At 69.6% G+C, this 19,078-nt stretch carries 13 protein-coding genes; 11 read left to right on the plus strand and 2 right to left on the minus strand.

What is annotated here, in order from left to right; all coding sequences use genetic code 11:
• A partial coding sequence (locus tag ACZ4QV_RS40445; protein ID WP_467764340.1) for a helicase associated domain-containing protein occupies positions 1-966 on the plus strand: 966 nt, incomplete at its 5' end.
• A gap of 2 nt (positions 967-968) precedes the next feature.
• Here the strand turns inward: ACZ4QV_RS40445 and ACZ4QV_RS40450 are convergent.
• Both ACZ4QV_RS40450 and ACZ4QV_RS40455 read right to left on the minus strand, forming a co-directional pair.
• Positions 969-1,907, minus strand: coding sequence for an abortive infection family protein (locus ACZ4QV_RS40450; RefSeq protein ID WP_467764341.1), 939 nt, complete (start codon positions 1,905-1,907; stop codon positions 969-971).
• A 35-nt stretch (positions 1,908-1,942) separates the two neighbouring features.
• Entirely contained in the window at positions 1,943-2,863 is a 921-nt protein-coding gene (locus ACZ4QV_RS40455) for an abortive infection family protein (RefSeq protein ID WP_467764342.1), read from the minus strand.
• 1,151 nt (positions 2,864-4,014) lie between these two features.
• Here ACZ4QV_RS40455 and ACZ4QV_RS40460 point away from each other — a divergent pair.
• From ACZ4QV_RS40460 to ACZ4QV_RS40505, 10 genes are all read left to right on the plus strand, one after another.
• On the plus strand, positions 4,015-4,569 hold the full coding sequence (locus ACZ4QV_RS40460) for a GNAT family N-acetyltransferase (protein ID WP_359329200.1): 555 nt from the start codon (positions 4,015-4,017) through the stop codon (positions 4,567-4,569).
• Between the two features lie 299 nt (positions 4,570-4,868).
• Positions 4,869-5,849, plus strand: a complete 981-nt coding sequence (locus tag ACZ4QV_RS40465; protein ID WP_467764343.1) for a DNA-binding protein — start codon at positions 4,869-4,871, stop codon at positions 5,847-5,849.
• Between the two features lie 451 nt (positions 5,850-6,300).
• Complete coding sequence (locus ACZ4QV_RS40470) at positions 6,301-7,290, plus strand: TnsA-like heteromeric transposase endonuclease subunit (protein ID WP_467764344.1); 990 nt, start codon at positions 6,301-6,303, stop codon at positions 7,288-7,290.
• Positions 7,287-9,455 (plus strand): Mu transposase C-terminal domain-containing protein, encoded by a 2,169-nt coding sequence (locus ACZ4QV_RS40475; protein WP_467764345.1) that lies wholly within the window; start codon positions 7,287-7,289, stop codon positions 9,453-9,455. Before ACZ4QV_RS40470 ends, ACZ4QV_RS40475 begins: the two co-directional genes overlap by 4 nt.
• A gap of 41 nt (positions 9,456-9,496) precedes the next feature.
• Positions 9,497-10,504 (plus strand): TniB family NTP-binding protein, encoded by a 1,008-nt coding sequence (locus ACZ4QV_RS40480; RefSeq protein WP_467764370.1) that lies wholly within the window; start codon positions 9,497-9,499, stop codon positions 10,502-10,504.
• A 159-nt stretch (positions 10,505-10,663) separates the two neighbouring features.
• A complete protein-coding gene (locus ACZ4QV_RS40485; protein WP_467764346.1) occupies positions 10,664-14,074 on the plus strand; it encodes a helicase associated domain-containing protein in 3,411 nt (1,136 codons plus the stop codon).
• A gap of 52 nt (positions 14,075-14,126) precedes the next feature.
• Positions 14,127-14,480 carry a hypothetical protein gene (locus tag ACZ4QV_RS40490; protein ID WP_467764347.1) on the plus strand — a complete coding sequence of 118 codons (354 nt, stop codon included), beginning with the start codon at positions 14,127-14,129 and terminating at the stop codon, positions 14,478-14,480.
• Positions 14,473-15,330: a hypothetical protein gene (locus ACZ4QV_RS40495; protein ID WP_467764348.1), complete on the plus strand. Its 858-nt coding sequence runs from the start codon at positions 14,473-14,475 to the stop codon at positions 15,328-15,330. Before ACZ4QV_RS40490 ends, ACZ4QV_RS40495 begins: the two co-directional genes overlap by 8 nt.
• Positions 15,327-17,807: a Mu transposase C-terminal domain-containing protein gene (locus ACZ4QV_RS40500; protein ID WP_467764349.1), complete on the plus strand. Its 2,481-nt coding sequence runs from the start codon at positions 15,327-15,329 to the stop codon at positions 17,805-17,807. Before ACZ4QV_RS40495 ends, ACZ4QV_RS40500 begins: the two co-directional genes overlap by 4 nt.
• Positions 17,804-18,862, plus strand: a complete 1,059-nt coding sequence (locus ACZ4QV_RS40505; protein WP_467764350.1) for an ATP-binding protein — start codon at positions 17,804-17,806, stop codon at positions 18,860-18,862. Before ACZ4QV_RS40500 ends, ACZ4QV_RS40505 begins: the two co-directional genes overlap by 4 nt.
• Positions 18,863-19,078 lie beyond the last annotated feature (216 nt).

Consider the following 19,078-nt stretch of genomic DNA (forward strand, 5'->3'; position numbering starts at 1 on the left):
CGTGTCATCCGGCCCCAGTCCCTCGTCTGGCTCGAGGGCTACCAGGCCCTCATCCGGTGGCGGAAGGAGACCGAGATCACCGGCCTGTACGCCGTCCCCTACGACACCGAGACCGAGGTCGGGACGACGAAAGCGTTTCCGCTTGGGCGATGGGTCCACCAACAGCGGAAATCACTGCGGGCCGGAGAACTCGACCCCCACCGCAAAGAACTCCTCGACGAGGCCGGGATGGTCTGGGAACCCGGCGACGAAGCGTGGGAGAACAAACTCGCCGCGTTCCGGTCCTACCGGCGAGCCACCGGGCACCTCGCACCCCGACAGGACGCCGTCTGGGGCGAGGGCGAGGCGATGGTGCCCATTGGGCAGCACTTGGCGAACCTCCGGCGGAAGGGGCCGAAGAACAGTCTGGGCAAGGACCCGGAGCGAGCGGCGGTGCGTGCCGAGCAGTTGGCGGCGATCGACCCGGACTGGAACTGCCCCTGGCCACTCGACTGGCAGCGGCACTACCGCGTACTCGCCGACCTCGTCGACGCCGACGGGCCCACCGTCCTGGCCGAGATCCAACCCGGCGTGCTCTTCGACGGTGACGATCTCGGGCGGTGGCTGGAGCGGCAGGCGAACGCGTGGGCGGAGCTGTCGGAGGAACAGCAGCGGCGGCTGTCCGAGCTGGGCATCAAGCCGTTTGAAGCCCCCTCCCCCGCCCCGGCGGCTGCGCGGTCCACGAAGGGTATGAGCAAGACGCAGCAAGCCTTCCAGCGTGGCCTCACGGCCCTCACACAGTGGATCGAACGGGAAGGCCAACGGCCTGTGCCGAGGGGGCACGCCGAGGAGATCTCGGTCGACGGCGAAGCAGACCCGGTGACCGTCAAGCTAGGCGTATGGATCTCCAACACCAAAACCCGGCGCGACAAACTCACCCAGGAACAGCTGGACGCGCTGCGGGAACTGGGCATGGAGTGGGCGTAACGCTATTGAGAACGAGGCGGGAGTTTCCCTCGCTCGATGCGATCCTGCCAAGTGTCAAGCACGAACTCCGTCACGGTCACCGTGCTGTTCAAAGCCAGCCGGGCGTGGCGGGTAAGTGCCGGGCTCGGTGCGGTTCGCCCGTGGCCGAGTCCTAGCTGGTTACGCAACTCGGCCAAGCCCTGCACCGTCGTGGTGAGGGTGCGTAGGAGCTTGACCACCGTGGCGCTGGCCTTGGCGTGGTCGGCGACGGCGTCGGCGTTCAGGCCCAGCAGCGTCGTGACGCGCTTGAACAGCGGTGGCAGGTCTTCTCCTGGCGGGAACTCGATGTCCTGGTGTTCCAGGATGATCTTGCAGAGGCTTTCGACGAGTTCTTTGCAGGAGGCGATCGCTGCGGCGGGGTCGCGTTCCAGGCCAGCCCTGATGCGCTCTTGGTGTTCGTGGAGCACGCGGGGGTCGGTCAGTAGGGGGCGTGCTTCGAACTTCAAGTCAGGTCGGGCGCCGTGGAAGGACGCGCGGGGGCCGCCGGCGTAGACCGGCAGCCCGCTGATGTATCCGGTCGGGTAGAGCTCGAAGCCGTCCTTGGCAGGGATGCCGTTGAGCTTCTCGGCCAGGCGTTCGACTTCGGCCGGGTCGCGTCGCACCACGGGGTGGAGCATTTCGGCGAGGAAGTTCAACAGCGGCTGCGGGGAGGGGCCGCTGAGCCCGAAGCGGGCGTCGGTGAACACCCATCCGGGCGGCCAGTCGTCGTTGTTGATGCAGTGCTGCCAGATGTCTTCCCTGGCCGTAGGACGCCGGTAGCCGTCGCCTTCAAGGACGTCCAGGTCGTACAAGCGCTCCAGGAACCTCACCTCGTCCAGAGCGCCCCACCACCAGATCTTCTCGACGACCAGTAAGTCGAGGAGGCGCTGGCGAGTGACGACAGTGAGCTGCTGTGGTGCCACCGGCTGCCCTTTCCTGTGTTCCAGCTTGTGCGGGCTCAGAGCGAGGCTGCGGGCTCGCTGTCCGCAAGCGGGGCTGGTGTCGAAGGAGCCTTGCGCCAGGGGGCATTGGGGTCAGCGAGGGTGTCGAGCATCAGCTCGCACCAGGTGGCGGCCGTGCCGACGGCGAAGCGGGCGTGCCGGGATCCGAGGCCTGTGGGTGCGGCCAGCCGTCCGTGTCCGGTCCCGTAACGGTTGCGCAGTTCGGCGACGCCGATGGCAGCCGAGGTCAGTGCGCCCAGGATGCGCTTGATGCTGTCGGCGTTGTCCGGGCTGCCGCCGGTGCGGGCCGGCGGCACTGCCGCAGGGTGAAGGTGAAGCGCTTGCTGCGCCTGCTTGATCAGCGCGGGGAGGTCCTGACGCTCGTCGACCGGGAGGTTCCGCTTGAGCAGTACAAGCTTGGCGGTCGCCTCGATGAGCTGCTTAGCCGCGCCGATCGCGTCATCGGGGTAATCGGCTCCGAACCTGCGCACCCGCTCCAGCTCGGCCTGGATGCCCGACGCCTCAGACAGGGCGTCGGCATGGACAACCAGATGGGCGACGCGTGCCGTGTGCAGGCGTAGCTCATCATCCAGGCGACAGCCGTCCCGCGCGAACGCCTCCCGCAGATCCGCCACCGTGTCGGCAGGCAAGCCATCCCCGTCGTACTTCCGGCTCTCCCGGTCCAAGCGGCGCAGCATGCTTTCGAACACCCTCAGGGCCCGGGTCACATGGTCGTGGTCGGTCCAGTCGACGGACGCAGCGTAGGAGTCGAAGAGCTGCTTGCGGACCCCGCCCTCGCCGGGAATGAAGCCAGGGGCCGGGGCGAAGTGCTCGTTCTCCCAGTACTCGCCGATCGCCCCCGCCACGAGACCGCTCATAAGCCCCCGGACAGCGTTACGGGCAGTCCGGGAGAGCAGTTCACGATCAGCAGCGGCCATGTAGGCAGATTACGGGGCTGGCGGTAGAACGAGCCGGCATTTTCTACCTTGCGGCTCCAGCAGCGTAGGCATGGAGGCGTCGGTCCAGGATGGGCTTGTGGCGTCCGGCCCGACTCTCCAGGATGTGTTCGCATGTTCGGGCTCCCGCCGTGAACTCGGCGCCGGTGCGCGCCGACACCGCTCGGAAGAATGCCCGGCCATCCGGGGACTGGCTGCTCGTCGTCCACCGGTAGCCGGGACCCTCCATGAGTGCCCTGTCGATGAGGAGTGTGCCGAGACCTTGCCGCTGCACTTCTGGGGAGAGTGAGATCTTCGAGATGACGCCGCGCTTGCACTCGTGGCACACCTTCCACACGAGCCGCGCATCGGATATTCCATCACGTCCGTAGACGCGAATGTCCTGGAAGCCTGCAGGCCGCGTCGCGGCATGCAGCAGAAAAAACCTCTCGGTCCTCGGGTGACGGACAAGCATCCACCGCCAGCGCCATTCGTCCAGCCCGTCAGGTGTCCTCACCAAAGCCCCTTCGCCCGTCTGCAGGAAGCCCTCCGCTCACGACGCGACGTAAGCACCGCCGCGCACCCACACTGCCCGCCGATGTCACCTCCGCGGAAGGACTGCCCATGCACGCCACCCCACCGGACACGACAACTTACGCGTACCGTCGTATTCTTGACGAAGCCACCCTCGGGCAGAGCCATCGGGTTCCACAGGGACGACGTTCTCAATTGCGGAGGCGTCGGGAAGACAGCCGACCGCGCGGTGACCACCCCCGCGGACGACGGCCACCACGCCGTCCACCTCTGCTTCCCTTCCTCTTGCTCGAAGGAGCATCCCCATGTCCCACAGGGACGACACCGCAGTCTCCATCCCGCCTGCCCGCGACGAGCCTCCCCAGCGCCCGGAACACGGCCGGCGGAGCGCATGACGGTCCAGTAGGGCGCGACCTCCGACAGGGCCTCGCCCACAGCGCGGGGCTTCACCTCGGCAACGCGCTCGTGCACGTCTTCAGAATCTGGCTCGGTGTCTAGGAACAACTGGCCGGTCATACGGCGTTCCCGTCCAGGTACTCAGCGCGAGCTCGGCCGGACAGCCTTGGCCGTTGGTTCTGCATTGCCAGCGAGGTACCGCAGTTGCCCTACTCTGGGGCCGCATGAGCACTGCAGTGGCGATATCTGAGGCGATAACCGACGCCCAACGGGCGGAGGCGCAGGCGCTGTTTGAGGGTTCGTTCAATGACATCGCCCCGACTGCGGTCCCGAGGGTGAAGCACGATCCCCTCTACGCGCCACTGGTGCTGTGTTACCGCGACCCCGGCACCGGCGAGCTCGCAGGGGCCGCCCTCACGTGCAGGTCACAGGTCGCAGTCTCCATGACGATGATGCGGCGACCGGAGTACGCGCCGGTCATGGACCTGCACAGCGAACTGGACCTCATGGCAGTCGTGCCCGCCTTTCGGGGGCGGGGCATCGGGGGCATGCTGATCCGGGCAATGGAGGATCGGCTGAGGCAGCGGGGTGTCCGGAGCTGGTTCGGCAACGCCACGAGAGATCTGGAGACCGCGAAGCTCCGCGAGTTCTACACCCGGCACGGCTTCACGGTGCTCCCCGACGGGCAGCCCCTGCCTGACCTGCTGGGCAGATCGTGGGCGCTTCCCACCGCCGAACAGCCCGCGTTCTTCTTCTACAAACAGATCAAGAGGGGCTGAGACCGTGGACTGCCTCTCCGTCGTATCCAGCCTCGTTGCCCCCCACTCAGAATCGAGTGGCTGTCCGCTGTGGCCGCACAATCCATGAACCCGTTACCGGTGTAGCCGGTGGTCGGATATTTGAGGATGCCACGCCCAGGGGCGCTCCGAGTCGCTCCGGTCGCCGCGCAGACGACGTGGTCATACCTGTCCCGAATCGCTGGCCGCTACGGCTTGGACCGCGGCGCACTGCTGTCGCTGTGGACTTGGTCAGGTTCGCGGCCGCGGGACGAGGCCGGTCCGCGCGAGGATGCCGAGTGATGCTGAACCCGGTCGGCCGGCAGTTGCTGGCCCGACTGGGCGGGGTCGACGAGCAAGTCCTGTTCCGGGCGCTGCCCGCGTTCGGTGACGGGCCGCATCCGACCCCGCCCGGCATGCCGGCCGGGCCCGGTGAGGCTGCGTGGCCGGACACAGCGGCAGGACGGTGGAAGGTCGCGTCGGCCGGAGAGTACGGGCCGGTGGCGTATGGCTGTCGGCTGTGCACGGCGGCGCGCACCGGTCACGACACCGTGGTGGTGCGGTACGTGGCACCGTGGCAGCGGGTCTGTGCCCGCCATCAGAGGTGGATGCAGATCTGCGGGGACAGGCACCGGCACCGCAACCTCGACCTGCGGGCGAGCCCGGAGGTTGCCGCGGCGCAGCGGGTCTGGCCGAAGGTCGCCCGGACCGCGGCCGCGGCCGGCGCCGATCCGGGGCGGGTGTTCGCTCTCACCCACGCGGTGGTGTGTGCGTGGTGGGAGCAGGCCCTGGGGTGGGAGCGGGAGCGGATCTGGCCGGCCCGGCTGCATGCGGTCGCCGGAGGTGACGCGGGACCGCGGTTTTGGTGGTGGCGAGTGGTCGCCCGCGACGCGGTGACGTTCCCCGAGACCGTCACCCTCGCCGCCGTGCTGCTCGACCCCGGGATGCAGGAACGGATCTGGGACGATCACGGGCGCGGCGGACCGGTACGGCCCTTCCGGCCGGACGGGACGTTCTTCCGCGAACTCGCAGTACTGCTGGAGCGGCCCTGGCTGGCCGACTGTGAACAGGCTGCGCGGCGTGGGCTGGCGCTGGAAGGCCCACTGCATGCCGGGCCGCTGCTGGACTGCATGGGCGCATTCACCCGTGTCCGGCGCGGACAGCAGCACCCCAACCGGTACGGGCTGGATCCATGGTGGCTGCGCGCGGAGCACCGCCCCGCCTCGGCGCGGGTTCAACTGCGCGCCCTGGCCGAACGAATTGGCCGCACGCCGCGCCGGTGAGGACCGCGCTGCCCGGCCCGGTGGCGGTACGTTTGCGGCCCGTCGGCTGTTCCGCGACCGGTACGGGCGCGCGACCACTGCGTACTACCGCGCCCGGTGACCGTACTGGTCCCGGCGCGGCTGGCGGAGCGGGCTCTCACTGCCCCGTCGGCGGAGCCGCAGCCGGCACAGCGACGGCCCGGGCCGCGGCATGGATCACGCGTTCATACTCCTCGTCGCCCAGGAGGATCGGGAGGCCGAGCATGGTGGCCCAGCGACTTTGACCTCTTCGGGCGCGTCGTCGCCGTGCCGCCGGTACAGCGCCCTTCCCCGGGTAACCGGAGTGAAGATCATGCGGCCGGATGCGCGCCCGGTCGGCAACGTCATCGGAGGAGCGAGGCGAGGCGCTGCGCGCTGTGGAGGTTGGCTGATTTCGGCGGTTCGCGCGCGTGGGCGCGCTTGAGTGGAGCGCATGATCGACGAGCATCACCCGCCGGCCGCTGGCAGCACTGCCTTGCCCGCATCGCCATGGCAGAGCGCGGGAGCGCAGGGTGGTGCGCGGGCCGCAGTGGAGACAGGTACTCAGGTATCCGGTCCGGCAGACGGAGGATGTGACCAGTCGCCGCTCGTGGCGGTCCGAAAGCCGGCTGGTGCATCCGGGGACTTCGCCGGGCTGCCGGGCGAACTGTCGGATGGTGAGACGACCGCGGATTTACCGGTCGGGATCGGCGACCGGCTGGAGGCTCGGTTCGTTGACCAGGCGGGAACCGAGCAGCGGACGTTGTGGCTGGAGGCCGCGCGTGGTGTCTGCTTGGAGGAGTGCGTCCCGGTGCGGAGGTTCCCGGTGCGGCACGGCAAGCGGATGGCGCCGGGGTGGTGGTGGTCGGCGACCAACGGACGACTGGTGCACTACGGGTCCGGGGTCATGCGGACCCAGGTGATGCTGCTGGACTGGGATTCTTCGGTCGTGGCCATTGCGTGCCGCCCGGTGGAACTTGCCTGGTCTGAGCGTGACGGGGGCTGGGTGCGGCACTCACCGCATCTGATGGCCCGGCTCGCGGACGGCAGGGGTCTGCTTGCGGACTGCGCAGGGCACGGCGACATCTCTCCGCGCCTGTCCTGTCGGGCGGCGGTGATGGAGGCTGCCGCCGCGGCGGCGGGGTGGCAGTACCGGGTTCTGCGGCCCCCGGATCCGGTTCTGGCGGCCAATCTGCGCTGGCTGGCCGGGTACCGGCACCCCCGCTACAAGGGCGGAAAACTGGCCAGGCGCGCGGCCGAGGCATTCCGGCTGCCGCGGCCCCTGATCGAGGGGGTGCATGAACTCGGCGACCCGATCCAGGTCTTCCCGGTGGTCTTCCACGCACTGTGGCACGGCGACTTGTCGGCTCCACTCGGCGTGCCCCTGCACGAGCGGGTGACCGTGACGGCGGTTGCCCGAGGGCGGGGGCGGGGGCAGGGATGAGCGGCACGGTACTGGAGCCCGGAGCTCAGGTGCGCTTCGCGAAGCGGACCTGGACGGTCGTCATGCTGGAAGGCCTGTCCGTAAAGCTTATCGACGCGGACAACTCCGTCGCCACGGTCCTGGTGAACTACCTCTTCGCCGACCCCGACTTCGAAGTGGTGGGCTCCCCGCGGCGCAGCGTGCCGCCGTTCGGGCTCCTGGAGGAACTGCCGGAGCACGTGCGCGAGCAGGCGTACGCCTGGGAGCGGCACGTGCGCGAGGTGGAGACCGGGTACCCCGTTCCGGGACAGGACCAGGTGCCGCGGGCCGAGTTCGATCCGGCCCTGCGCAGCATGGCGGAGCGGGAGGAGGCCAAGGCCGCCGAGCTGACGGCGGCCGGGCAGCCGGCCAGTGCGGTGACGGTGCGGCGGATGCGGGCTCGCTACCGGGAGCAGGGCCTGTGGGGGTTGGTGGACGGCCGGGCTGCCCGGCGGCGCTCGCCGGTGGGGCGCGCGGACGAGCGGGTGGTCGCCGCGATCGAGCAGGCACTCCAGGCTCAGCGGGAGCGGTCGACCGGGACGCTGAGCCGGCTGCGGCGCACCGTCGGCTGGATCCTGGAGGACGCCCACGGCGCGGGGGCGGTGAAGGTACCGCCTGCCTCGACGTTCAACCGGCTGGTGCACGCCCTCGCAGACCGTCAGGGGCTGCTGGGAACCGCGGCGCAGCGGCGCCGTCATTCCTCACGGCCGGCTCCTCCGTTCACCCCGACGGTGGCGTTGCGGCCCGGTGAGCTGGTGATGCTGGACAGCACGCCTTTGGACGTGATGGTGGTCCTGACCGACGGGGTGGTGGGTAAGGCCGAGTTGACCATCGCGCTGGATGTGGCGACGCGCAGTATCTGTGCGACCGTTCTGCGGCCGATGGGCACAGGGTCGGTGGACGCGGCGATTCTGCTGGCGCAGATGGTGACGCCCATGCGGATGCGCCCTGGGTGGGAAGAGGCGCTGGCGATGTCGCGGTCGGTCATCCCCTACGAGCGGCTGGTGTCTCTGGACGCGCGGCTGGAGGGGGCGGCGGCCCGTCCGGTGATCATGCCGGAGACGGTGGTCGTCGACCAGGGCCGGGTGTTCGTCTCCGCCTCGTTCGTCGCGGCGTGCGACAGCTTGGGGGTGTCGGTGCAGCCGGCGCCTCCGGCCAACGGCCCGGCCAAGGGAAATGTCGAGCGGATGTTCCGCACCATCGGCGACCGGTTCTCCCAGTACGTGGCCGGTTACACCGGCTCCGACGTCACTCAGCGCGGCTCTCACGTCGAGGACGAGGCGTGCTGGACGCTGCCGCAGGTGCAGGATCTGCTGGAGGAGTGGCTGGTCGCGGACTGGCAGCACCGTCGGCACGCATCCCTGCGTCATCCTCTGGCCCCGAAGCTCGCGGTGTCGCCGAACGAGATGTGGGCCGCGCTGGTCGGCGTGACCGGCTATGTGCCGGTACTGCTCAGCGAAGACGACTACGTCGAGCTCATGCCGGTCAAGCGGGTGGGCATCAACGACTACGGCATCCGCTTCGACTATCGCACCTACGACCACGAGGTCCTCAACCCGCACCGCGGGCGCAGGTCGACGGCCCCGGACGGGGTGTGGGAGGTGCACCACAACCCTTATGACCCCCAGCAGATCTGGGTGCGGCTGCCTGGCGGCTGGGAGGAGGTGCCCTGGATCCACAAGGGGCGGGTCAGCCTGCCCTTCACCGACTTCACCTGGCGGCACATCCGCGCGACCGTCGAGCGCCGCGGCGACCGCGATGAGCACGAGCAACAGCTCGCCCAGGCCCTGGACGGTCTCCTGCGGCGGGCCGGTAACGGGGAAGGCACCCGCCGCGAGCGGACCGTCGCGGCACGCGCCAGCGCCGCAGCATCCCTCGCCGGGCCCGCCCCAAACCAGCAGGAGCCGCCCGACCCCCTCACCGCCCCGACCCTCTCCTACGGCCTGGTCGGCGCCTTCACCCCAGCGGACCTGGATGAGCCCGACGACGAAGAGTTCGAGGACGGCTGGGACGAGGACGAAGACCCGCTCGGCACATCAGACGATGCCGGCGACGGCCCCGCCGGAGACGAACACCCATCCGGGCGGGCCGCAGTCCCCCGCCCGTCGCGGATCTACGATGCCCGCCAGGAGGCAACCCAGTGGTAGCAGTCCCCGAAGCCGGTTCCGTCCCGGACGAGGAGCAGCAGATGGCGGCCTATGCGCCGCCGACCACGCGGGAGGGCTGGCAGCAGTTCGTCGGCACTCCCCCACTGCAGCCCCCAGGCGCCGGCGAGGACTGGTCGCTTGAGGAACGTCTGGACTACCACTCCCGGTTCGTCGTCCTGACCACCCCGGCCATGGAACGCATCTCGCTGTCGGTTCGGCGGTTGATGCTCCTCAACCGCCGCCAGCAGGGCACCGCGCGCCGCGGACTGATCGTGTCCGGGCCGCCCACCACCGGCAAGACCACCACCCTGCTGGAAATGGGCCGCACCTTCGAACTCGCCGAACAACGCCGCCACCCCGGCCGCACCGACCGCCTGCCCGTCGCTTTCCTCGCGGTGCCGCCCGCCTCCACCCCCAAGATGCTGGTATCGGAGTTCGCCCGGTTCCTCGGCATCCCCATCGCGAACCGCATGAACCAGGCGCAGATCACCGACGCCGTCTGCCACCTGCTGTGCCAGCTGGGCACCGCGCTGGTCCTCGTTGACGACGTCCACCTGCTCGACACCCGCACCCGGTCCGGCGCGGAGACCTCCGACCAGATGAAGCACCTAGGCGAGAGGATTCCGGCGACCTTCGTCTACGCAGGCGTCGACGTCGAGGCGTCCCCCCTGCTCAACGGGCCGCGCGGCGCACAGTTGGCAGGCCGCTTCGCCCTGGTGCGCAACACCGCCCTGTCCTGCGGCACCGCCGAACAGTGCGCCGTGTGGCTGGACCTGGTCACCGACATGGAAAACGCCCTCCGCCTGCGCCACCACACTGGGGGCACTCTGGCCCGGCACGCCGACTACCTCCACCAGCGCACCGGCGGAGTCATGGGAAGCCTCTCCCACCTCATCCGTGAAGCCGCTCTCACCGCACTCCTCGACGGCAGCGAAAAGATCACCAAACGGCTCCTGGCCAGCATCCAGCTCGACATCCGCGCGGAGCAGCAAGCCCGCCCGCCCCGAAAACGCCTCCCGCGCCCCCGCAACAACGGCACTGGATCCTGACGAGGCGGACCAGCCGTGAAGAAGACCACCAGCCCTTTAACTGCCGCCAGGGATTATTCGCAGCCACCACAGCGCGGGCAGAACGAACTCCCCCTGCACAGATCGCCTTTGGGCGCGGTACGTGTCGCACCGTTGAACGGTGAGACGACGCTGTCGTTCATGAGCAGAGTCGCCTCCCGGTACAAGCTCACGGCCAAAGAACTCATCGGCGCGCTCGTGGACGTGGGACGGCGGCCCAATCTGTTCACGGTGCGGCCCGACGGGGAAGTGGTCTTCAACGCCGAGGCCCGGGCGGTGGTCGCCGCCTTCTGCCGCACGCCCGAAGAACATCTGCACCGTGCCCTGCCGGCCTGGGGCAGGGACGTCCCTTTGAGCAGGCTCGGCAGCGGGCCGGCCGCCTGGGTCCGCACCGCAGCCACGATCCCGCCGACCGGCCCCGGATGCCGGGCCTGCACCGCGACCGCCACACGAGGCCGGGAGGAAGCACGCCGCTACCTGCTGCCGCACGGCCGGGTATGCATCAAGCACCAGTGCTGGATGCTGGAAGCACCCGTCGTCGACGGGGCAGCGGCCGTCCTCGGGCAGTTGGACCTGCGGTATGTGCCGCAGACCGGGGCGGCCCAGCGCCGTCATGTACGGCTGCTGCAGCGCAGCCCGCACGCCGGCGAAGCGTTCGCTGTTGCCCAGGCAATCATGGCTTCGTGGTGGGACGAGCCCTGGCCGGAAGAGATCCTCTGGCCCGAGCGGCTGCGGCTGATGGCACCCGGCAACGGCCTCGCTTGGCGTGCCGCGGCGCGGGATGCGGTGACCTATCCCGAAGCCGTCACGCTGGCCGCAGTTCTCGCCGACCCAGGCCTGCAGCAGCGGCTACTCGACGACGCGGGGCGGCATCAGCCGCACGCGCTCGCCGATGTCCCCAGCCTCGTGGACGAACTGGCTCGGCGCCTTGAGCGGCCATGGCTCGCCGGTCGCCTCAGCGCCATCACGACAGGCCCGCTGAACGCCTGGGTGCGCGCCTGCGTACGCACCCAGGCCGGGCACAAGCCGAAAACACGCAGCATGTGGCACGTCTCCCCGCCCCACCGGCCCGCACCGATCACCCGGCTCCTGGCCGAAACCCGGCCCGTCGACGAAGCGCCCGGAAAAACGGAGTCGGAGGGGTCGTCGGCCTCAGACGTGGCCGAGACCGCCAAGGGGTTCGCGCGCGGCCTGCGCCACGCCCGCACCTACGCCACCGAACACGGCCACCTCTGCATCCCTTACCGGCACGAGAAGGACGGATTCCAACTCGGCCTGTGGCTGGCCAACCAGCGCGCCGCAGGCCCTCAGCTCTCCCCCGAGCGCAGCCAGGCCCTGGCCGCTCTTGACCCGTGGTGGAATCCTGCGTGGAGCACACTGTGGCAGCGCATCTACCTGCGCGCACGACGGCTGCTGGACTCAGGCACCGACATCAGCCCCAAGCAGGGCTTCCCCGGCACCAGCGAGAATCTCGGCACCTGGCTGTACCGGCAGTGCCAGGTCTACAGCAGCCTCCACCCTCAGCAGCGCAGACTACTGGCACAGATCGGCATCAGTGCCGAAGCTGCCCGCCACGCACTGCCGCGGCGTCGCAACCTCGCCGAGGCCCGTGACCAGGGCCTGGCCAACGCACGCGCCTACTGGAAGCAGCACGGGCACCTTTGCGCGAGCGCTACTGATACGTACGCCGGCTTCCCCATCGGCCAATGGCTGACCAACCTCCGCGTACGCGCCCGACGCGGCATTCTCGATCCCGCCCTCACACAGCAGCTGGACGCAATGGATCCGTGGTGGGCACCGCCCTGGCCCTCCGACTGGCAGCGATCCTGCTACACGGTGCGCGATCTTGTCCGCTCCGGCCACGCCCTCGACCCCGAAAGCGCCTTTGCGGCCTTCGAGGACGAGCTCGGTCAATGGCTATACACCCAATGTGTGTCCTACCCCGGCTTGGCAGTGGAACAGCGCCGACAGCTCGCGGCCGTCGGACTGACTGAGCAGACTGTCCAAACCGCCCGCCCCAACCCCGCCACCCACAGGCCGTCCCTGGAGACCGGTCTCTACTACGCCCGCTCCTACGCGGCACTGCACGGCGACCTCAACGCATCACCCTCCGACCGGCACGAGGGCTTCCCCGTCGGAGGCTGGCTGGCCCGCCAGCGGCACCAGGCCGGCCTTCATACCGCCAAGTTCGCCGCGCCCTACCCGGCCGGCCCACTGCTGGCCGCCATCGACCCATGGTGGAACGGGGACTGGCAGATCAACCACCGCGCCGCCCGCAGACTCGTCGAGAACGGGATCAAACTCCTCCCTGCACAAGGCTTCCCCGGCACCCCCGACTGGACTGGGCAGTGGCTCTACACCCAGTGCGTCACCTACCAGAACCTCCACCCGGGGCAGCAACAAAGGCTCACGCAACTCGGCATCACCACCGCGAACTCCTGCACCGCACAGCCCCGTCGCGTCACCCAGCAAGCATCATTCGACACCGGTCTTGCACACGCCCGCTCCTACGCCGCCCAACACGGACACCTCGCCGTACCCAGAAGCGCGAACCACCACGGCTACCGGCTGGGGACATGGCTCGCCCACCAACGCAAACGGGCCGCCAACGGCCGACTACCCCACCGTCGCGCCGAGGCCCTCGACGTCCTTGACTCATGGTGGAACCCGTCCTGGGGCCTACCATGGCAAATCGCCTACCATGCCGTCAGAAACGAGATCCACGGCCACATTCTGAACGCGGCCGCAGGTTTCCCCGGACTCCCTCCAGCCGCCACCAGATGGCTGCTCACCCAGTGCACCAACTATGGCGACCTCCACCCGGGCCAGCAGGAACTCCTGACCGGACTCGGCATAACGCCCCAGGACGCACACGCCGCCCGCCCCCAGCGGGGAACACGCATGCGCCGCCGAACCGGCACCAACGGGCCGCGCCCCACAACCGTCTCGTCATCCATCGACGGCGGCCTGCCCTACGCCCGCTCATACGCACACACTCACGGCGGACTCGGCACCGCCCACTACACCACCGAACACAACGGATTCCCCCTGGGCTGGTGGCTATACGAGCAGCGCAAACGCGCCGTCGCCCACCTACGCCGCACCGGCCGGCCCTGGCCCCACGACACACAGCTCACCGCACTCGACCCGTGGTGGAACCCACCCTGGCGGGCCTCCTGGAACCACAGCTACCACCAAGCCCACACCCACCACACCGCCAGCCGCCCATTCCCTGGCACCACGACCAAGTGGATCCGCACCCAGCAACGCACCTGGAACCAACTCCACCCCCACCAACAACACCTCCTGACCACCCTCGGCATCCACGGACCCACACCCCTGATCAGCTACAACAGCCGTCCAACGAAACTGACCGGCCAACCAATAGAACTGACCAACGGACCTACGGCCACCCTGAAGCAGGAAACCCACAGCTCACAAACCCCGCCCAGCCCCAGCCCGCAAGCAACGTCAAGCCCCTCGCCAACGCAGAGCACACCGCCAGCCCCAACCAGCCAACTGATCAGACCAGCTCAACACCCCGGACACTGATCAGATCGAACGAGCCGCGACATTCGGGGTCCTGGCGCACGAGAGCACAGGCGTGCCCCGGCTCGGTGAACGGCGTACGACGCCGCTGCGGCTGCTGCCGTTGGTGATGAAGGTGGCCGGTGCGATGGTCTCGGTTGAGCGGCGGCGGCTTGCCGGCCGGCTCACCCGCGCCGAACGCGATCGGTGGCTGGGCGAGGTGTACGGGAAGTTCGGCTGGCGGGTCGGCAAGGTGATCGAGATGTGGAGCAGGAAGCATCCCCCGCTCAGCGACCCGGCCGGCGGAGAGCGGGGGACGCATCTGCCGCTTGCCGTGCCACATGAGCAGGTCGGCGGCATGAGTTCCGTCGACGAGCTCACCTGTGTGCCCTGGAACGTGCTGGCCGTCATCGAGCGCCCCTATGGCTGAGCGGGCGGGAAGCGGCGAGGCCGCCTGTGCCGAGGAGCTGGCGGGCCGGGGTGCGCCAGCTGGGCCCGCGGCCGACGGGCCGGCCGAGCTTTTGGTGCGGGTGCGCTATCGCAGCGCGGCCGGCCGGCGCGTGGTCCAGGAGCCGGAGCAGATGCGCGGTGTCCGGCTGGAGGAGCATCCGCCGCTGTCCGAACCGGTGGCCTACAAGGGGCGCGCATCCATCCTGACCGAGTGGTCGGCGGCCACGAGCGGGCTGAGCGTGTGGTGTACCAGCGCGGCACAGCGGGATGCGGCGATGCTCCTCGACTTCGACGAGGACATCGTGTGCTTCCAGTCCCTGGTGGCGGAGCTGCTGTGGGAGGAGGACGGCGGGCAGGGGCGGCGCGGGGTGGTGCGGCCCGCGTTCTTCGCCCGCACCCAGGGCGGACAGCGTGTGGTCATCGTCCACCCTCCCGCGGCCGGAGAAGAAGGAGCTCTGGAGGAGCGAGTGGTGCGCGTCGCAGCGCGGGCCGCTCGGTGGCAGGTGAGGCCGCTCGAGGTGCCCACCGGGGTGCTAGCCGAGTCGCTGGAGTGTCTCGCGCACTTCCGTGGCGCCGATCTCGCGCCCGATCCCGAACTGCGCAGGGAGCTGCTGGAGTTGTTCGCCGCGCCGTGCTCCTTGTTGTCGGGCGCGGCCGCCTGTTCGAAGGGGACGACGGCACTCGGGCACGTCTGGCATCTGCTGTGGACGGGCGAGCTGACCTGGGACCGGAGCGTGCCGCTGCTGCCCTCCTCGACCGCGTGGACCAGCAAGGCGGCAGCACAGCAGGCGAACACGACGACGGCGAAGACAGAGGTGGAGGGCGCGTGACGGACGCCGGGGAACAGACGCAGGCGGCTCGGCAAGACTGCCTGGCGCCGGGGGTGCGGTTGCGCTGGCAGGGCGGCACCTACCGCGTGCTCGCACTTCAGGGCCCCGAGGTACAGCTGGGCTGCCTGGACAAGCACGGGCACGATGCCCGCGCGCTGGTCGCGGCCGTGGTCGGGGCCGAGGACTACGCGCTGCTGAACGAGGACAACACCGCCGTACTGCCCGCGGCCACAGTGCCCGACACCAGCGGGCTGTCACTGCTGACGGAGGAGCAGCGCCGGCTGGTGCGGGACTGGGAGCGGCATCTGATCGAGATCGACGACGGCGTCCCGCCCGATGCCCCCGCCGGCACCGTGCCCCGCCCCGGCTATGACCCGCAGTACTTCACGGTGCGCCAGCGGCTTACGGCCAAGGCCGCGGAGCTGAAGGCGCTGGGCTTCGCCAGCGCCTCGCCGGGCACAGTGGAGCGGCGGCGGCGCGCCTACCGGGCTCGCGGCGTCTTCGGCCTGATCCGCGAGACCGTGCCCGGCTCGCCGTGGGGGCGCACTGACGAGCGGGTCGTGAAACTGCTGCTGGCCGAGATCAAGGCTGGGCGGTACGAGTCCGACGGGTACGGCAGCCGGCTCTACGAGCGGCTGCAGGCCGCGGTACGCAACGCGCATCCGGGCGAGTACGAGGCGCTGATGATCTCCCCGGCCACCTTCTACCGGCTGCTGAAGCGGCTGGGGATCGGCGTGGACTCGCTGCGGTGGTCCACCGAGCGCCGGATGGACAGCACGGTCGGGCCCGTCGCCCCGTACACGCCGACCCGCGCGCTGCGCCTGGGCGAGCAGGTACAGATCGACTCCACCGGCCTGGACATCCTCGCCGTCGGCGACGACGGGCGGGTGGTGCAGGTCGAACTGACCGCGGCGATCGATGTCGCCTCCCGATCGATCATCGGCGCGATGATCGTGCCCAAGACCCCAGGCCGCGGCCCCCGCGGACGCCGCCTGGGCGGGCGCGCCACCCGCTCCTTCGACGCCGTGCTCATGCTCGCCCAGGCCCTCGCCCCGATGCCGGGCCGGCCCGGCTGGCCGGTGCTCGCGTACGCCGAACACTCCGAGATGCCGTACACGGACCTGGTGGCCTGCGATCCGCGGATCGCCGGGGCCGCGGCACGGCCGGTCATCCGGCCGCGCACCGTCGTCGTCGACCACGGGAAGATCTTCAACAGCGAACACTTCGGTGACGTGTGCCGGATGCTCGGCATCGACGTACGCCCCGCCCGTGTCCGCACCCCCACCGACAAGGCGATCATCGAGTCGACGTTCAGCGCGATCAAGAAGCGGTTTGGCCAGCACGTCGCCGGCTACACCGGATCCGACCTGGCCCGCCGCGGCAAACACGTCGCCGACCAGGTGCTGTGGAGCCTGAACGAGCTGCAGGACCTGCTCGACGAATGGATAGCCCTGGACTGGCAGCAAACCCCGCACGACGGACTGCGCAGCCCGTTCCTGCCCGGCCTGGCCATCAGCCCGAACCGGATGTACGCCACCCTCGTCGCCGCCGAAGGCCACGTGCCCGTGCCGCTGAGCGCACACCACAATCGCAAGCTGCTGCCCTTTGTCCGGGTGAAGGTCACCGACAAGGGCGTAAAGATCAACAACCGGACCTACAACAGCGCGCAGCTGCAGGATTACAAGGACCGGCACACCGGCCTGGCCGGGCAGGGCATGCGCTGGCAGATCCGCTACAACCCCTACGCGCCCCGCTATGCGTGGCTCTACGACCACCGCGAAGACGACTGGGTCCAGGCCGAGTTCATCCACCAGCGGCTCATCGCCGACGCCTGGACCCAGTGGACCTGGGAGGCCGCCACCCTGTCCGTGATCGAGGACGGCGGGACCGAGGAGGACCAGCGGCGTATCGCCCGCGCCGTCTCCGAGCTCCGCGAGAAAGCCCGCCACGGACCCGAACCTCTGCACCCGCCACGGGTGCCCGAGCTGTTCACCGGCCCCAAGCTGGACCTCGCGATACCTGAGGCCGACCCGTACGCCGGGATGCCCGACCCCGACCCCGACACCGTGGTCCGCGCCCCCGCCCTGACCGGACACACCACACACCTCATAGCCGCAGGTGACACCGTTGCTCCGCATCCACCGGCTCCGGCAAGACCATCCGGGGGAGGCCAGCGGCCGAATCTGTCCGACGCCGCCCCAGACGGCGTCCAGGAACACTGTGTCCGACCGGATTTGGAAGACTCCGCGCACCCCGGCCCGCCCGACGCCCCAGGTCCTGTGACCAGTGACGACGAGAGTGAAGACGCGGACGGGAACGTCGAGCACCCCGGCCCGCCGCAGGCGGGAGCGTTCAGTCTGCGCGGCAGCGCGGCCGACATCTTCGGCTGCGCCCGCCCCACTCCCCCGCCCCCAGAACCTGGTTCTGGCACCACCCAGCCCGACGGCCCGCACCACGACAACGGAGACGCCCGGTGAGCCGAGAAGAACTCATCCGCACCTTCAGCCCGCACGTAGCCGACGCGGTCACCCGCCCCTTCGAGATACCGCTGCTGACTCACCGTGAAGGATGGGACACGGGGGCGCGCCGTCTGCTGGCCGCGCCCGACCTCGCCGACAGCGCCCCCAAGGGAACTCCCGTCGGGCCCCGCGACCCACGGCTGATGTACCACGCCGAAATGCTGCCCGTGATCACCCCAGCCCTGCGCCGGGGGCTGCACGACGCGCGGCGTCAACTGCGCAAGAACCGCTTCAGCAGCGTCGGCCGCGCCACCAACATGATCATCGACGGAGACCGCGGCTGCGGGAAGACCACCCTTCTCGTCCAGATCGGCCGCGGCTACCAGGGTCTGATCGAGACCGATCTCGGCCCCGACGCGAACCGCATCCCCGTCATCTACATCACCGTCCCGTCCGAACGCGAGAGCACCCTGCACTGGTCGCTGCCCTTCGCCGAGTTCCTCGGGCTCAACCACACACTCAATCCCACCGACCGCACCCGTCGGCCCTCCGACATGACCGAACCTGTCACCCACGTCATGCACAACGCCCGCGCCCGGCTCGTCCTCGTCGACGGGCTCGACCGCCTCGCCGACAACGAGATCCACGGCGCTTTCGACTACTTCGAAACGCTCCAGGACCGCACCCGCGCCACCTTCGTCTACTGCGGCACCGGCGCCGCCGACATCGTCCACGAAGCCCGCTACGGCCGCCGCCGCAAGAACCTCCCCAACGCCGTCAAGGGCACCGTGCGCCCCGACACCCAGCCCGTCCTGTGGGCCGGTGCCATCGACTACGGCGACGACTGGCACTCCGTCGTCAAGGGCTTCGACGACGACCTGCGCCTGTACGACCACATCCCCGGCACCCTCGTGAAAATGTCCCGCTACCTCCACAAGCGGACCGGCGGCTACATCAACACCCTCAACGACCTCATCTGCACCGCCGCACAAGACGCCATCGAAACCGGCACCGAAACCATCACCCGCCCCCTCCTCGACACCATCCGCACGGGACGCCACGACACCTGGTAACGGCCTCTGGCAGCGGCCCTTCACACCCTCCGGACAAAGGCTGATGTATGCCGCTTCGGCGCCGATGCAGCCGGATGGATCCGACGCGTCTGTGCACGTCATGCGCCGCTGCTGTCACACCACGCCCTCTTCGCCCCCAGGGGCGTCACTTCACCCCGCAGTCCTCGTTGCACAGGAACGGACGTAGCAGGCACACCGCAACCAACGGGAGTCTCG

The sequence above is a fragment of the Streptomyces sp. NPDC026394 genome (assembly GCF_055567735.1).

Coding starts and splice junctions, on each gene's coding strand:
- ACZ4QV_RS40455 (WP_467764342.1), bottom strand. CDS start 2,863: ATGGCCGCTGCTGATCGTGAACTGCTCTCCCGGACTGCCCGTAACGCT.
- ACZ4QV_RS40460 (WP_359329200.1), top strand. CDS start 4,015: ATGAGCACTGCAGTGGCGATATCTGAGGCGATAACCGACGCCCAACGG.
- ACZ4QV_RS40465 (WP_467764343.1), top strand. CDS start 4,869: ATGCTGAACCCGGTCGGCCGGCAGTTGCTGGCCCGACTGGGCGGGGTC.
- ACZ4QV_RS40470 (WP_467764344.1), top strand. CDS start 6,301: ATGATCGACGAGCATCACCCGCCGGCCGCTGGCAGCACTGCCTTGCCC.
- ACZ4QV_RS40475 (WP_467764345.1), top strand. CDS start 7,287: ATGAGCGGCACGGTACTGGAGCCCGGAGCTCAGGTGCGCTTCGCGAAG.
- ACZ4QV_RS40480 (WP_467764370.1), top strand. CDS start 9,497: ATGGCGGCCTATGCGCCGCCGACCACGCGGGAGGGCTGGCAGCAGTTC.
- ACZ4QV_RS40485 (WP_467764346.1), top strand. CDS start 10,664: ATGAGCAGAGTCGCCTCCCGGTACAAGCTCACGGCCAAAGAACTCATC.
- ACZ4QV_RS40495 (WP_467764348.1), top strand. CDS start 14,473: ATGGCTGAGCGGGCGGGAAGCGGCGAGGCCGCCTGTGCCGAGGAGCTG.